Origin of the sequence: Methanosarcina flavescens, assembly GCF_001304615.2 — an archaeon.
Lineage (GTDB): Archaea > Halobacteriota > Methanosarcinia > Methanosarcinales > Methanosarcinaceae > Methanosarcina > Methanosarcina flavescens.
Window position 1 is genome coordinate 2528093 of record NZ_CP032683.1, and the last position, 15702, is coordinate 2543794.

A 15702-nucleotide genomic window follows, 5' to 3' on the forward strand; every position below is an offset into this window, starting at 1 on the left:
TTACAGAATGGGGAGGCTTCGGATTAAGTAAGGAGGATTTATTTTCCTGACTGCTTTCGCTTCATTTCTGCAAGCATAGCTGCAAAAGCTCCTGCCGAGATAGTATCACCTATTCCCACTGTCGATTGCGGTTGCTCGACCACTTTGGTAGGAATGATAACTGCATTATGATCTGCCCCGTAAATATATCCATATTCAAACTCATCAGGAGTACAGAGTTTCTTCCCTACACAATAAAGCTTGAAATTCTCTAGATCTTCAATGCCTTTGTCTGAAACCGGAACTTCTAGCCCTGTTGCTGCCGACTCAAAATTTTCAATATCTCCTGTGAGAGCCTTGGTGGCGGCAAGGGTTGAGGAAAAGAGCAGGGCATCCCTGTGTTCTCTAAGTGTAAGTGGGTGACCTTTCGCAAGGACACAGATATAAAACCCAAGAGAATGCACATGGACTCTCTCAAGCGATAGATCCTTTAAAAGCTGAACAGCACCGTGATAAAGCGAGGTTATCCCGTATTCTTCTTTTCTTATGACAGAATAAGAAAGTTCTTCATGTCCCAGGACGTTGAGGGCATTTGCCACTTCCACGGTATCAAGACCCAGGGAATGGACATGGCCGGCAACGATTTCAGTAAGAATAGCCTTTCTTATAACCCGATTCTGGATGGATGTAAGTTCTACATGGATGCGCAGTTGGGGATTTAAAGCCTTAAGTTTGTCAATAACTTTAACAGAATGTGAAACGTAGTCCTTATACGTAGATCCATCCTCATACTCTTCTTTTATCATCTGATAACCTGAAAGCATTGCACCGTCAATCGGGAAAATTGTGCCAAGGTGCTCATAAACTTCCCTGTCCATATCCAGACGAATCCATTTCGGACGGGAGGAGATTATCAGGCGATTATCTCTTGGCACCGTGAAGTTTCCATTACAGGTTACTTCCAGACCTTTTGAGTATTCAAAGATCCAGTTGACTTTTGATTCTATCCCTGGTTTGAATGCCTCCTTCGGGGGCTTGAGCACGACATCCCCATTTTCTACCTTCGGGTGCAGAAGATTGTCAGAAGCTACAAAATACTCTGTCTGTTCTTCGGAAAGCCAGGGAATGTATGCAACCACTTTCTTTAGCCCGAGGCGGGCAAGAAGGTTAGAAATAATTCCTGCCTGGCCTCCCATACGCGCATAGTCAAAACCCAGTTGAGCTTTCAGCCACTCATGAGTATTCGCGGTATGGGTTGGGATCTCTGCGGCTTTTCCTTCTCGCATAGAAATCATCAGGCGAGCTATGAAATCCAGAGGCTCTTGTATTTCCCTCGGATAAGTCTCAACTCTTTTCTGAATTTCAGCTTCATCAAAGAGTTCCATAAGCTTGCGCATGTCTTCATCTGTAAGGTGTTTAATAACATCGATATTACTGTTGTAAGCCACAAACATACCATCCAGATAAGGAAGGGATCTTTTTATATTGTAAAAAGCATCGGTGTGGCGCTGTTCCCATTCTTGTATATTCACTATAATAAGCCCCCTGGAAATGCATATCTGAACTAAAATAATTTCAGGAATAGGGGAAAACCCATATTCATTTTCTTAATATGGTTTTACTTATAAGTTATCTTGATGTAAGTGATCTCGCTTGTATTTCATCTATTTCCTCTCAAATTTACACTGATTAAGTCGTATATTCAGCATTGATCCTGACATAGTCATAAGTCAGGTCACAACCCCAGGCTGTTGCCTGTTCATTTCCCATACTGAGGTCAAGAGTAATGACAATTTCATCATTTGTCATTATTCTTTTCAGAAGCTCAAGATCGTAAGAACTGGAAATTTCACCTGACTTTATAAGTTCGATCTCTGATCCTCCTCCAGAAAAAGAGAGAGAGAGCTTTCCCTGTTCAAGTTCCGCACCAGAGTATCCTGCAGCAGCTACAACCCTTCCCCAGTTTGGGTCCTTTCCGAAAATTGCGGATTTAACCAGTGGGGAACGTACAATGGCTTTTGCAGCACGTTTAGCATCTTCGTATGTTTTTGCGCCTACTACCCTGGCTTCAATGAGTTTTGTAGCGCCTTCTCCGTCTTTTGCTATTTTCTTTGCAAGCTCTGTAAATACGTAAATCAACCCTTCCTCAAAATCATCCAGGCAGTCCATGCAGGGTTTGATCCCGGACTTGCAGGTGGAGGTAAGAAGTACCATATCGTTAGTGCTTGTATCCCCATCCACCACGACCATATTGAAAGTTTTATCCACTGCTATTCTCAGAGCAGCATCAAGGACGTCGGCAGGCACTTTTGCATCGGTATATGCAAAACAGAGCATAGTTCCCATATTGGGATTAATCATCCCCGATCCTTTGGCAATCGCCCCAATCCTTATCCCGCAGTCCATCTCAATAGCCACTTCTTTTATAGCCTTATCCGTGGTCATGATCGCCTTTGCAGCTTCCCGGCTGCATTCAGGAGAACTGCCCAGCCCTTTAAGGACTTCAGGAAGGAGTTCACTTATCAGGGAAACATCAAGCCTTCTGCCAATTACACCTGTTGACGCAACTGCAACTGTTTCAGGTTTAACGTCAAGTTTTCGGGCAAGCATTGTTGCCATTTCCATAGCATCCAGAAAACCGTCATCACCTGTAAAGGCGTTGGCATTGCCGCTATTTGCAATTACGGCTGAAAGATGGTGCTTGGTCTCGATTACTCCTTTACTCAGGATAACCGGAGCTGCGGTCACCTTATTCTTTGTAAAGACGCCTGCTGCAGGGCCTTCCGCAACAATGACAGCCAACCCCATTTTTTCAGTTTTAACCCCATTTGCGGACACCCCCCTTACTGCACAGATTCCACCTTCTATTTGCTTCATGAAAGACTCTCCTTTTCCTCAGAGCTTTGCAAGACCTTTTATAATATCGCCGCGTGTAATAATCCCCACTACGCGGCTGTCCTCAGTTACAGGAAGCCTGTTAATCCTGTGCCTTATCATATGCTCAGAAGCTTCTTCTACGGATGCCTCAGAAGAGATTGTGTGCACATCCTTTGTCATGATCTCTTCTATCTTTGTGGAACCCACATCAGAAAGCATTCTTTTTGTTTCCTCCCAGCCAATGAGTTCCCTGATAGGAATCTCTATAACCTCAAAGGGGCTTGGAAGCCAGAGATCCCCTTTTTCGGGGACTATGAGCAGTTTCAGCAGATCCGCTTCGCTTATTATCCCCACAAGCTCTCCCCCTTCAAGAATAGGAGCCCCACTGATATTGTTTTCCTTCAAGATTTTTGCCGCTTCACGGACTGTATTGTCAGGCTTGCAGAAAACAACGTTCGGGTTCATGACATCTTTTACTTTCATCTGACTGTACCCCTTGAGACAAATTCCATTCTTTACTTTAATCCGTCAACAGTTATATTCTCTTGCCTTGGCTTGTTATGGAGCCGCTGCGGGCATCCAGAGCCCACATATTTCATCCAGCCCGAACATGAGGTTCATGTTCTGGATAGCCTGCCCTGAAGCCCCTTTGACAAGGTTATCGATTGCCGAGAGCACCACAACCCTGTTATTTTCCTTATCCGCCTCAAAACTTATATCACAAAAGTTAGAGCCTCTGACTGCGGTAAGGGAAGGAACTCCTGAAGGGAACCTGATAAATGGTCTGTCTCTGTAGAATCCTTCATAGATTGTCTTTAAGTCATCCGTGGAGAGAGGCTCCTTTGTAAAGAGGTGAGCCGTTGTAAGGATCCCTCTAATAGAAGGGATTACATGGGGAGTGAAACTGATATTCCGGAGTCTTCCATCGAGTGCTGTCAGCTCCTGGATGATCTCAGCTCTATGCCTGTGAGATGTAAGTTTGTATGGGATGATATTTTCTGCAAGGTTCGGGTAATGTGAAGTCTCGGTTGGTGAGATGCCAGCTCCTGAGATTCCTGTCTTGGAATCAAAAACTGCAATATCGAGAAGCTCGGCTGCCGCAAGAGGAGCTGCTGCAAGGATTGCGCCTGTAGGAAAACATCCTGGGTTTGCAACGAAACTCTCTTCTGAAGCCTCAGGATGGAGTTCTACGAGCCCATATACGGCATCTCTCGGATCAGTGTGCTTTAATCCGTAGATTTTTTCAAACTCCGATGTCTCAAGCCTGTAGTCCGCGCTAAGGTCAATAACCTTGGTGTCACCATCAAGCAGCTCAGGTACATAGTTCATGGCAGATCCGTGAGGCACTGCAAGAAATACAACGTCACAGCGCTCCCTGATGTTTTCAGGATCAGGATTTTCGTATTTCAGGTTCAGGAAACCTTCAAGGTGCTTGTGTGTGCTTGTTACAGGTTTCCCGGCAAGGCTTCGGGAGGTTGCCAGCTCCAGCTTTACATTGGGGTGGTTGACGAGCAAGCGAAGGAGTTCTCCTCCTGTGTATCCCGATGCTCCTATTATTCCAGCCTTGATCATAAGTGTCACTGCCTGTGTAATGTCAATACAAGATAATTAAATTTGTTCCTGGAAAACAACTGGTAGGAAATTTTGCTCGCTCAGGAAATCTCTTTGATCAAACTGACCCCATTTATTCAGAAGGCTAATCGACTTATCCTTTGACCTGCGATTTTTGCAGGGAGCGAGTCATATTTTTAATTTTGAGTCAGTAAAATTTAAGTTTTTAAATATATAAGTATATTCCACACAGGGAGAACTGAGGCCCTTCGCGCTGGAATAGAAGGCGTCACAGATATATTTTTTACCTTTAGAAGCTCTGATACTATGAGAAAATCTGTTTAGATGCCTTCTGAAGCGGCAGGAAGAAAAGACATGGACAGAAAAAAGAATATCTACCTTGCAGGCCCTCTTTTCAGCCATGCGGAATTAGAATATAATCGTAAATTGAGGGATTTGCTGCTCAATAAAGGCTTTTCAGTTTTTTTGCCCCAGGAAGATGCAGAGGAAAGCACAGAAGAACGTAAAAAACAGAGTCAGGAGCATGTTTTCAGAAAATGTGTAGAAGGTGTGGATAATTCCGATATTGTAGTTGCGGTGCTTGACGGAGTAGATGTAGATTCTGGAACTGCCTGGGAGATCGGTTACGCTTACGCAAAGGAAAAGCCTGTTATAGGGCTTCGAACTGATTTCAGATCTCTCTCGGATGGGGTTGTTAACCTGATGGTGGAGATGGCTATAGTCGCCCTTGCCAGGGATGAGAATGAACTTTTAAAAACAATGGAGAAGTTTAGATAATCTCTGAATGCTACCTGGTTATTTCATACCCTGAATTCTTTTAGTTCCAACTATCTTTAACCTGGGATTATTTTTATTCTTAACTTTTATTCTCAATTATTATCCTCAATTTCTCAATTATTATCCTCAATTATCCTCAATTATTATCCTCAATTTTTTGGCTCTGAATTGCTTTAAATTCATCATTTTTATTCACCAGAACTTAATTCTGGATCAAATCTATTAGATAATATTTAGTAGGATAATTTTTAAGCAAGGAAAAGGTTGAGATAAATGTTAACTAGTTTTTTTAAAAGATATGCGCTGGAAAGTTTCTGTTGTTCAGTTTTTGTTAACGAGTTTCAAAAATGACCTCTAGCTTTTAAACACTTTATAAAATTCTTTTTTTATTAATTATCTAATTATATCTCGATTGAGATATGTTTGAGGGTCAATTCGGGAACAGAAGCCCGAATCTATAATGATTATTAAGTAAAAAAATTTTAATATAGAATGCCTGACATAATAACTACTGGAGGTTAAAATAATGACCCTTGTAGAAGGGTATACTTTTACAAAAGTTAAAACTTCACATGGGACTAACATATACGTATCCAGATACGGGAAGCTGGTAAAGGTCGTTCCATGCAGTCCACATGTGGAGTTCTCTAAAAGATACACCACTGACCTGATCCGCCAAATCGAGTCATTGGAGTGAAATGATAGAGATTTTTTCCGATGTTTCTTTTTAATTCGGACCCATCTTGATGAAAGCCCCTTATCAGGCCGAAGCTTTTCGGTCTGACGTTTTTTAAACTATTTTTTTCCTATATATACTTTACTTTTGCCATGACTTTTTATATACAGTTCTTGCAACAGAATTTTTATGCTAGATATGGCTCAATGAGTCTCTCTCAGTCAAACCCTTCACATTCAATGAGTTTCAGCCAGACCTAGCGCATTTAATTCTATTTACGAGGATAATTTTAAGTATAGACAAACAAAAGAACCTGAAAAAACCTGAAAAAAGGAAACCGATAATTTGATCCGGAGTTACAGTAAAACCGATCTTGAAGAAATGGTGAGAATATGGTATGAGTCTTCTGTTACAGCCCACTCCTTCGTCCCTGTTTCTTTCTGGGCTTCGCAGAAGAATGCAATGAAGGAGACATACCTTCCACTTGCCGAAAACTTTGTTTTTGAAGAGAATGGGAAGCTCGCAGGATTCATTTCCCTTGCTGGAGAAAGAATCTGCGCCCTTTTTATTGCGCCCGAAATGCAGGGCAGAGGGATCGGTAGTGCTCTTCTCGAACATGCAAAAACCCTGAGAGGTAGGCTCTCCCTTAAAGTCTACAGGGAAAACAAAAGAGCTTTCTGCTTTTATAAGAAGTGTGGGTTTATGGCAACCGGCGAAGAGGTCGATGAGTATACGGGCTGCGTGCAGATTTTGATGGAATGGAAAGAAAGATAAGCAAATTCTGATCTACAAGGCGCCGGTCTTGAAAACTGGCATTTTTAGTAAATTCTTAGTATGTTCTTAGTAAAACTTTTAGCGTATTCATAGTTTACTTTTAGTAAATTTTTAACATATTCTTATTAAAATCTGTTTTAAAGGAAGATAGCGATCAACACTTAAATCAACAATTTTATCAAAGCATACAAACTATCCTGAGTTATAATTTAAGTGTGAGAATCTATGGCAAAGAGTACAGCAGGCTCGAATGGAAATGGCGCAAATTTAGGTTTTGAAGAAAAGCTTTGGCAGGCAGCGGACAAGCTCCGAAACAATATGGATGCAGCAGAGTATAAACATGTGGTACTTGGCCTAATTTTCCTGAAATACATCTCGGATGCTTTTGAGGAAATGCACGAAAAACTTCTATCGGAAGTTGACGAGGGGGCTGATCCAGAAGATCCCGAGGAATATCTTGCAGAAAATATCTTCTGGGTGCCTCCTGAAGCCCGCTGGAGCTACCTGGAGAGAAGTGCAAAGCAGCCCACTATCGGAAAGATAATAGATGATGCCATGACTGCAATTGAGCGGGATAATAGTACCCTCAAGGGCGTGCTCCCAAAAAACTATTCACGGGAAGGACTTGACAAGCAGCGCCTGGGTGAACTGATCGACCTTGTTGGCACAATCGGCCTTGGGGACAAGGAGAGCCGCAGTAAAGATGTCCTCGGCAGGGTCTATGAGTATTTCCTTGGCAGATTTGCAGATGCGGAGGGAAAGCGCGGTGGCCAGTTCTATACCCCGAGAAGTATAGTCAAGGTGCTTGTCGAGATGATTGAACCCTATAGAGGCCGAATTTACGACCCCTGCTGCGGTTCTGGCGGAATGTTTGTCCAGAGCGAAAAATTCATTGAAGCCCATAACGGCCGCATTGAAAATATCTCTATTTTTGGCCAGGAATCAAACCAGACAACCTGGCGCCTCTGCAAAATGAATCTTGCAATCCGGGGCATAGACAACGACGGCATTAAATGGGGCGATTCCTTTCATAATGACCTGCACAAAGATTTGAAAGCCGATTTCATTCTTTCGAATCCTCCTTTTAACGATTCGGACTGGAATGGCGAACTTCTTTCCGAGGACGTCCGCTGGAAATTTGGAGTCCCGCCTAAAGGCAACGCCAACTTCGCATGGGTTCAGCATTACATTCACCATCTTTCCCCGTCCGGAATTGCAGGCTTTGTCCTTGCGAACGGCTCCATGTCCTCAAATACCTCAGGCGAAGGTGAAATCCGGAGAAAGATCATTGAAGCTGACCTCGTTGACTGCATGATTGCGCTCCCAGGCCATCTTTTTTACAATACTGGAATTCCAGCCTGCCTCTGGTTCATTGCCCGGGACAAGCGGAACAGCGGCTTCCGTGACCGGCGCGGCGAAGTTCTCTTTATCGATGCCCGGAACATGGGAGTTCTGCGGGACCGCACACACCGCGAGCTTACCGACGAAGAAATTCAGAGGATTGCTGATACCTACCATGCCTGGCGCGGGGAAAAAGTTGAAAGCGGGAAGACCGGGAGCGGGAAATATGAAGATGTTCCCGGCTTCTGTAAGGCTGCAACTCTTGATGAAATAAAGAAGCACGATTTTATCCTGACTCCTGGCCGTTATGTGGGTTTTGAAGAAACCGAAGACGATGACGAGGAATTTGAAGAGAAAATGGAAAGGCTGATTGCTGAACTTTCGGAGCAGTTCAGGAAATCGGAGGAGCTGGAGAAGAAGATCAGGGAAAATCTGGCGGGGTTAGGGTATGAACTCTAATCTCAAGTTAGTAGAATCTGAAACTAGAATCTGAAACCCTTGAGCTGTTAAAGGTTCCCACTAAAGGCTCCCACTGAAAGTAAAGAACAACTAAACTTACGAACGAAGCTCAAAAACTAAGTTTAAACATATGCTGCTACAATGAATATTAAGAAAAATATAAAATTATAGATAAACGGAGGGCATGCCATGAGTCCTGATACTGGGAACAAATTTACTGAAGGGGGAGACGACTCGCTTTCCCGATATCTGAAACCCGATTCTCCGGAAATAAAGGAAATTAAAAGCCTGCAAGGAAAGGAGTACGAATACAGTGATTATCTGGGAACAATTGAGTATTCGATTGCAAGGTATTTTTATGAAAATGACCGGGGAATTAAGGACAAAGACGCAGTAGCAGCATTAAATAACATCAAAAATAACTACGATAAAAAAATCTCTTTCTTTGAACAGGACCTTGAGATAGAAATAATTGAAAACCTGATAGAGCTTCTTGAAGATGAACCAATAAGCCATCACGAGTTCAAACTGGCAATTGACTACGTTCTGGAAGTTATTGACAACAGGTCGTGGATGGAAGACGATCAGGCGTACCTGAAGTGGGCTGCTTATGTTATGGGGCTTTTCACTGAAAAAGAAAGGGAAGAGTACGAAACAGAAATCAGAAAGCTTGCTGCCAGAATGGGTTTTTCCAGCAAACACGCAGACCTCATGCTAATGAAAGGGGAGGAGGAAGATTATTTCGAATTTGTAGAAAACTACGGAGCAGAGGGCACAGAAGAACTAACTGATGAGGAACTGATAGCCGAAATGGAGAAAAGGTTCCTCTCAATGCCAGAGGACGAAAAATTTGATTTCCTGCTGGAAAACGGCCCCGAATTCTATGAACTCGTGGGTCTCTATCTCTCAGACCTGTCCGAAAGAGGCGAATTTGATAAAATCCAGACCCTGTACAGAAAGCTTACTGAAAAATACGATGATTTCCTCTACCTGTATGTTTACATGGGAGGAGTCTATCTTGAAAAAGACCCTTCCCTTGCTAAGTCCTACTTCGAAAAAGCTCTGGAAACTCTGGACAGAACCGATGAACTTTCGGACTCTACCAGAGAAGTATTAAGAGCTCAGTTCCTCAATCTAATAAAAAAATTAAAATAATTTTTCAGCAGAAAACAGAGAAAAATAAGTGAAAGAGCCGGAAAAGAAGATCTGGCGAATCAAACACAGAGAAGCCGTAATCGCTGTCTTTAGTGTGTCCTGTCCGCTCGCTTGGCGAGCGGCCTTCCACGCGAAATTATAAAAGAAGAAAAATTGAATTAAACGCCAACCTGCAAAAATCAAGCAAAAAGATCCACTCTGGTTATACTGTTTAAGCAAGGGATTCGTAAAACAATAAAAATGAGATGAGGAAAAGCAATTGGCCTCTGAAACAAAATTCAAAAAAACCGAGATTGGAATGATTCCTGAAGATTGGAATATCTTAACCTTAGAAAACGCTATGGAATCTATCATTGATTATAGGGGGAAAACCCCAAAAAAGACAGATTCTGGAATTCCCCTAATTACAGCAAAAATTGTCAAGAATGGAAGAATTCTTGAACCTAATGAGTTTATTTCTCCACAAGATTATGAAAGCTGGATGCGAAGAGGGTTGCCGAAGCCTGGTGATGTTGTAATTACTACGGAAGCACCTATGGGAGAAGTTGCCCAATTAGATGAGAGAAAAGTTGCGTTGGCTCAAAGACTTATTACCCTGAGAGGAAAAAAGGGAATGCTGCATAATAATTTCCTAAGATTTGTTTTGCAGTCTCCAAATGTAGAAAATGAACTAAAAAAGAGAGAGTCAGGTACTACTGTTACGGGTATAAAACAGAAAGAACTTAGAAAAGCCTTACTTCCGATTCCACCATATGATGAACAAATAAAATTATCTGAAATCTTGATAAGTCTTGATAATAAAATCGACCTCAACCGCCAGATGAACTCCACCTTAGAACAAATCGCCCAAACCCTCTTCAAACGCTGGTTTATCGATTTCGAGTTCCCGGATGAAAATGGAAACCCTTACAAATCAAGCGGCGGCAGGGTGGTAAATTCGGAATTGGGGGAGATCCCTGAGGGGTGGAAAGTTAAGCAGATCGGTGACATTTGCGAGACCTTTGGAGGGGGAACTCCGAAAACCAGCGAACCTTCTTACTGGGAAGGAGGAGATGTTTTTTGGGCAACACCTACTGATATGACATCTCTTAATTCACCGGTTATTTTTGATACTTCAAGGAAAATCACAGAAAAAGGGCTTCTAAATAGTTCTGCTAAACTACTTCCACCAGGCTCTATTCTGATGACAAGCAGAGCAACTCTGGGTTATTTTGCCATCACAAAAGTTCCAATTTCCACTAATCAGGGATTTATTTCTATGGTCTGTGATGACAGAGTTTCCAATTATTATCTTTTAAACGCGGTTAAAAATAATATGGAAGAAATTGAGAATTTGGCTGGTGGCAGTACTTTTCTTGAAATTAATAAAACCTCTTTCAGATCCATAAAAATAATTTTGCCACCTAAAAATATAATGGATAAATTCGATGAAAATGCAGATTTTATTTATGAGAAAATATTTCATAATGAGTTAGAAATAAAAAGACTTGCTGAAATTCGCGATTCCCTCCTTCCAAAACTCATGTCAGGGAAAATTCGTGTTCAGGTTTGAAACAATGCTGGATTAAATTCTATCTCTTTATTTTTTATTCTTCAAGGAATAGCCGCTCTCCTGCGTCGAGCGTGACAAGAACGACATAGGACAGCGAATAAGGTTGCCCCTAAAAAGTTGTAAAAAGTGTGAAAACCGGGAATTATATAACTGAAAAAAGTGACGGTTTTTAAGTTTTGCCGGTTTTTAACTCCCGATTTTCCTTTACTGTCTTTCCTTTAGAAATTTGCTATGCGATAGCTGTTTTACTCGATTTTCACATCAACTAATTTCTCTAAAGGCTTTTGATAAGGTACAGTGACTTTAAGTATACCGTTTGAGTACTTAGCTGTCGCTTTTTCCGGTTCTACCGGGCAGTCGGTTGGATAGCTGTCCAGATACGTAACTCCTTCTTTTTTACCGCTCACATAAAAGCTGTCACTTGTAAGCTTGAAAGAAACGTCTTTCTTTTCTACTCCCGGAAGGATTACTTCGATCAGGAGGTTTTCGTATTTGTCATCAGGAAATACACTAATTACTGGTGATAGTCTTAATGTTTCCGCCATAATATTACCCCAAAGTAATGTCATATATTAAGATATTTATACATTTTCATTGACATGATGATTTCGTCAACCTTGTGGCAGGGTTGTTTATTAACAGGTTCCCAGGCAAGATATAATTCGTTAACAAAATAGCTACTCTTAAATAAATTTACTGAAATACACAATACTAATTTTTATTCCCTTGCTTTAATGAGTAAAGCTATTTTTTAAAAGAAACTCTGCCCCATAAAAGAAAATCCAGACAAGTCTGACAAAAAAGAAACAGAAAAAAAGAAAACAGACAAAAAAACAGAAAAAAAGAAAGGAGAAATACTTATTCCCGCCTTCATCCCCGAATCCGAAGTTGAAGAAGCAGCCCTTGAAATTCTTTCCGAGCTTGGCTATGATTACCTTTACGGTCCGGATATTGCGCCGGAAACGGAAGGTGCCGAGAGGAAGGATTTAGGAACCGTTATTCTGCCGCGCCGGCTTCGGGCTGCTGTTGACAGGCTGAATCCCGGAGTTCCGGCAGGAGCAAGGGAAGAAGCAGTAAAAAAGGTGCTTCGGGCTGAAAGCCAGGATCTCGTGCACAATAACCGGGCTTTTCACAGTATGCTGGTAAACGGGGTTGATGTGGAGTATCAGGGTCAGGACGGGGAAACGGTTTATGATAAGGTCTGGCTTTTTGACTTTGCGGAACCTGCGAAAAATGTATTTCTTGCGGTCAACCAGTTTACCGTTATAGAAGATGGAAACAAAAGGCGGCCGGACATTATACTTTTTGTTAACGGGCTTCCACTTGTTGTTATTGAGTTAAAACGACCGGACGAAGATACCAGGTTTGAAGATGACGAGATTATCTGGGATGCTTATAAGCAGCTCCAGACCTACAAGAGAGAAATTCCCGGACTTTTCCGGTATAATGCTTTCCTGCTGATAAGTGACGGGCAGGATGCAATGGCAGGGACAATTACCTCGAACAGGGAGTGGTTTGTACCCTGGAAAACAATTGACGGGAAGAAAATCGCAGATTTTAAGATTCCGCCTATGGAGGTGCTGCTCAGGGGGATGTGCAAGCCTGAAATCCTTCTCGACCTTATCAGGCACTTTATTGTTTTTGAAGATGACCATGGAAAGGTTATCAAGAAGCTTGCCAGGTATCACCAGTACCATGCAGTTAACAGGGCTGTAGAGAAAACAAAACTTGCCTGCATGCCAGAAGGGGATAGGAAGTGCGGGGTTGTCTGGCATACACAGGGCTCAGGAAAAAGTCTCTCAATGGTCTTTTATGCGGGGAAGCTTGCACTTGAGCTTGACAATCCTACAATTGTCGTGCTTACTGACAGAAACGACCTTGACGGGCAGCTTTTTGACAACTTTGCCCGATGCAGTGAAATTTTGCGCCAGCAGCCCGTGCAGGCAGAAACGAGGGCTCATCTGAGGGAGCTTCTCTCAGTTGCCTCGGGTGGGATAGTATTTACAACAATTCAGAAATTCTCGCCCGAAGATGAGGAAGATAAGTTCCCTATCCTATCCGAAAGGAGAAACATCATCGTAATTGCTGACGAAGCTCACCGCAGCCAGTACGGTTTTGATGCAAAATTCCGGGAAAGGGAGGTTGAAGGCGAAAAGGTTGCAGAGATCTCCTACGGCTTTGCAAAGCACATGCGGGATGCCCTACCAAATGCATCTTTTATCGGATTTACCGGCACGCCCATTGAACTCAATGACAGGAGCACGCCTGCGGTTTTTGGGGATTATATCGATATTTACGACATTGAACAGTCTGTAAACGATGGCGTCACAGTGCGGATCTTCTATGAGAGCCGCCTTTCGAAGCTCGATCTGGTTAAAGAAGCCAGGGAGACACTGGATGCTGATTTTTCACAGATAACCAGAGATTGGGATTTATATGAGGCAGAAAAACTTAAGTCTCGCTGGTCGCGGCTTGAAGCCGTGATAGGGAGTAAAGATAACCTGAAAAAACTTGCAGCTGACATTGTGTCCCATTTCGAAAAAAGACTTGAAGATGCTATGGACGGCAAAGGTATGATTATCTGCATGACCAGGCAGATGTGTGTCGATCTTTACAATGAGATCATAGCCCTTCGCCCGGAATGGCATGATGATGACGACCTGAGAGGCCAGATAAAAGTGATTATGACCGGCAGTGCAGCCGATGACGAACCTCTACAGCCTCATATTCGGAACAAAGGCCGCAGAATGAAGATCCGGGACAGAATGCAGGATCCGAACGATCCACTGAAACTCGTTATAGTCTGTGATATGTGGCTTACCGGCTTCGACGCTCCCTGCCTGCACACCATGTATTTCCTGAAATGGCTTCAGGGGCATAATCTCATGCAGGCGATAGCCCGTGTAAACCGTGTTTTCAGGGATAAGCCTGGAGGGCTTATTGTTGATTATGTGGGCCTTCTTTATGACCTGAAGTATGCTATGGCAAACTATACTCGCAACGGAGGCCGGGGCAATCCAGCGGATTATAAGGACCAGGCTGTTGCATTAATGCTCGAAAAATACGAGATTGTTCGGGATCTTTTCTATGGTTTTGACTACATGCGAATCTTTTCTGCTTCTCCAAAGGAAAAGCTGGGAATTGTTAGGGAAGGAGCGGATTTCATTCTTTCATTGGGGCGTACCGAAGATGAGAGAGCTCAGGAAAAAAAGCGTCTAATTCAGCATGTAACCGAGCTTTCCAAAGCTTTTGCACTTTCGGTGCCAGATCCTGAGGCCGAGAAGATCAGGGATGAGCTTGCATACTTCCAGGCCGTAAAGGCAATTCTTGTAAAGCTGGAAAGGAGACCCGCAAAATCAAAGTATGAGATGAATTCGGCAATAAAAGAACTTGTATCGAAATCGATTGCAACCGAGGAGATAATCGATGTTTTTGATGCGGTTGGAATAAATAAACCGGAGATTTCAATCCTTTCAGAAGAATTCCTTGCTGAAGTCCGTGATCTGCCGCAAAAGAATCTTGCTTATGAAGTCCTGAAAAAACTGCTTTACGACGAGATAAAGACCAGATCTCGCAGAAATTTGATTCAGGGTAAATCTTTTGCCGAAATGCTTGAGCAGGCAATAAATAAATATAAGAGCCGGGGAATTGACACCTTGCAGGTTATAGAAGAACTCCTTGCGCTTGCAAAGAAGATCAGTGACGCTGATAAAAGAGGCGAAGGACTTGGCCTGAGTGATGAAGAAATTGCTTTTTATGATGCTCTAGCTGACAATGAAAGTGCTCTGGAAATCCTCGGCAATGAGACATTAAGGCTCATGGCATCGGAGCTTGTCAGGATTATAAGGCAAAACGCAGGCGTTGATTGGACTCTTCGGAAGAATATCCAGGCAAAAATAAAGGTCAGTGTGAAACGACTTCTAAAGAAGTACGGATATCCTCCAGACAAACAGAAACTTGCTACTGAGAATATCCTAAAGCAGGCTGAACTTCTGTGCAGAGATGCCGGATTTTCCGCAGCATAATTTTTCAGTTTAACTTCAGGCTTGCCTCCCCGGTACTTCCATTTAGCTTAATTTTATCTCGGGCTGGACTATTTCAATAAATTTTATAATTACAAATCAATAAATAACTTTTTTTACCTGAAGATTTTGCAGTTTTCCCGAAAAAATACCTGCTTTCATAGTTGCTGAATTCAAAGCAAACCAAAAATTTAAATATTAGTATTACTAACTATAGGATAGTAACTGAGAAACAATAACCAGCGTACAGGATATTAAATATGGACTGTATTGCTGCCAATCAGTTACTTTACAAATAATCTGCGAACAGACCGAAGGCGGATCCTGTACCGCCTTTAAAAAACGGACTTATTTCCTCCTCCAGAAAGAGCATGAGAGCCTTGAGCTCTCATATCCAGTTACCCTGCCTTTCAGGCAGTGCCCTGCGGAGAAGGGAATAACTGTTCTGGACAAGTGCCAGATTTACAGATCATTAACTACCATAAAACCAGACAAAAGCCAGGAAAAACGTGAGAGAC

General features: G+C 42.6%; 12 protein-coding genes. 7 read left to right on the forward strand and 5 right to left on the reverse strand.

Going from position 1 to position 15702, the window contains the following annotated elements; all coding sequences use genetic code 11:
- Positions 1-38: 38 nt before the first annotated feature.
- The 4 genes from pfkC to argC all read right to left on the reverse strand — a co-directional run bounded on the left by pfkC (position 39) and on the right by argC (position 4428).
- On the reverse strand, positions 39-1511 hold the full coding sequence (gene pfkC, locus AOB57_RS11095) for an ADP-specific phosphofructokinase (protein WP_054299346.1): 1473 nt from the start codon (positions 1509-1511) through the stop codon (positions 39-41).
- Between the two features lie 157 nt (positions 1512-1668).
- On the reverse strand, positions 1669-2856 hold the full coding sequence (gene argJ, locus AOB57_RS11100) for a bifunctional ornithine acetyltransferase/N-acetylglutamate synthase (RefSeq protein ID WP_054299345.1): 1188 nt from the start codon (positions 2854-2856) through the stop codon (positions 1669-1671).
- 18 nt (positions 2857-2874) lie between these two features.
- Positions 2875-3339: a CBS domain-containing protein gene (locus AOB57_RS11105; protein WP_054299344.1), complete on the reverse strand. Its 465-nt coding sequence runs from the start codon at positions 3337-3339 to the stop codon at positions 2875-2877.
- A gap of 75 nt (positions 3340-3414) precedes the next feature.
- The gene (gene argC, locus AOB57_RS11110) at positions 3415-4428 is read right to left on the reverse strand and encodes an N-acetyl-gamma-glutamyl-phosphate reductase (protein WP_054299343.1); all 1014 of its coding nucleotides are present in this window, start codon (positions 4426-4428) and stop codon (positions 3415-3417) included.
- A 354-nt stretch (positions 4429-4782) separates the two neighbouring features.
- Between argC and AOB57_RS11115 the strand changes: the two genes are divergently transcribed.
- From AOB57_RS11115 to AOB57_RS11140, 6 genes are all read left to right on the forward strand, one after another.
- Entirely contained in the window at positions 4783-5205 is a 423-nt protein-coding gene (locus AOB57_RS11115; protein WP_054299510.1) for a nucleoside 2-deoxyribosyltransferase, read from the forward strand.
- Between the two features lie 526 nt (positions 5206-5731).
- Positions 5732-5902, forward strand: coding sequence for a hypothetical protein (locus AOB57_RS11120; protein WP_167829603.1), 171 nt, complete (start codon positions 5732-5734; stop codon positions 5900-5902).
- A 324-nt stretch (positions 5903-6226) separates the two neighbouring features.
- Positions 6227-6655 (forward strand): N-acetyltransferase, encoded by a 429-nt coding sequence (locus tag AOB57_RS11125; protein ID WP_054299342.1) that lies wholly within the window; start codon positions 6227-6229, stop codon positions 6653-6655.
- A gap of 225 nt (positions 6656-6880) precedes the next feature.
- Entirely contained in the window at positions 6881-8455 is a 1575-nt protein-coding gene (locus AOB57_RS11130) for a class I SAM-dependent DNA methyltransferase (protein WP_054299341.1), read from the forward strand.
- A 189-nt stretch (positions 8456-8644) separates the two neighbouring features.
- Entirely contained in the window at positions 8645-9610 is a 966-nt protein-coding gene (locus tag AOB57_RS11135) for a hypothetical protein (protein WP_054299340.1), read from the forward strand.
- Between the two features lie 259 nt (positions 9611-9869).
- Entirely contained in the window at positions 9870-11162 is a 1293-nt protein-coding gene (locus tag AOB57_RS11140; protein ID WP_054299339.1) for a restriction endonuclease subunit S, read from the forward strand.
- 245 nt (positions 11163-11407) lie between these two features.
- Here AOB57_RS11140 and AOB57_RS11145 read toward each other — a convergent pair whose 3' ends face one another.
- A complete protein-coding gene (locus AOB57_RS11145) occupies positions 11408-11707 on the reverse strand; it encodes an Hsp20/alpha crystallin family protein (RefSeq protein WP_054299338.1) in 300 nt (99 codons plus the stop codon).
- A gap of 327 nt (positions 11708-12034) precedes the next feature.
- Here AOB57_RS11145 and AOB57_RS11150 point away from each other — a divergent pair, with 327 nt between their 5' ends.
- On the forward strand, positions 12035-15187 hold the full coding sequence (locus AOB57_RS11150) for a type I restriction endonuclease subunit R (RefSeq protein WP_082384274.1): 3153 nt from the start codon (positions 12035-12037) through the stop codon (positions 15185-15187).
- Positions 15188-15702: the final 515 nt, after the last annotated feature.

Excerpts from the sequence above, each read along its gene's own strand:
- AOB57_RS11135 (WP_054299340.1), top strand. The coding sequence starts at position 8,645 with ATGAGTCCTGATACTGGGAACAAATTTACTGAAGGGGGAGACGACTCG.
- AOB57_RS11120 (WP_167829603.1), top strand. The coding sequence starts at position 5,732 with ATGACCCTTGTAGAAGGGTATACTTTTACAAAAGTTAAAACTTCACAT.
- argJ (WP_054299345.1), bottom strand. The coding sequence starts at position 2,856 with ATGAAGCAAATAGAAGGTGGAATCTGTGCAGTAAGGGGGGTGTCCGCA.
- argC (WP_054299343.1), bottom strand. The coding sequence starts at position 4,428 with ATGATCAAGGCTGGAATAATAGGAGCATCGGGATACACAGGAGGAGAA.
- AOB57_RS11130 (WP_054299341.1), top strand. The coding sequence starts at position 6,881 with ATGGCAAAGAGTACAGCAGGCTCGAATGGAAATGGCGCAAATTTAGGT.
- AOB57_RS11145 (WP_054299338.1), bottom strand. The coding sequence starts at position 11,707 with ATGGCGGAAACATTAAGACTATCACCAGTAATTAGTGTATTTCCTGAT.
- AOB57_RS11105 (WP_054299344.1), bottom strand. The coding sequence starts at position 3,339 with ATGAAAGTAAAAGATGTCATGAACCCGAACGTTGTTTTCTGCAAGCCT.
- AOB57_RS11115 (WP_054299510.1), top strand. The coding sequence starts at position 4,783 with ATGGACAGAAAAAAGAATATCTACCTTGCAGGCCCTCTTTTCAGCCAT.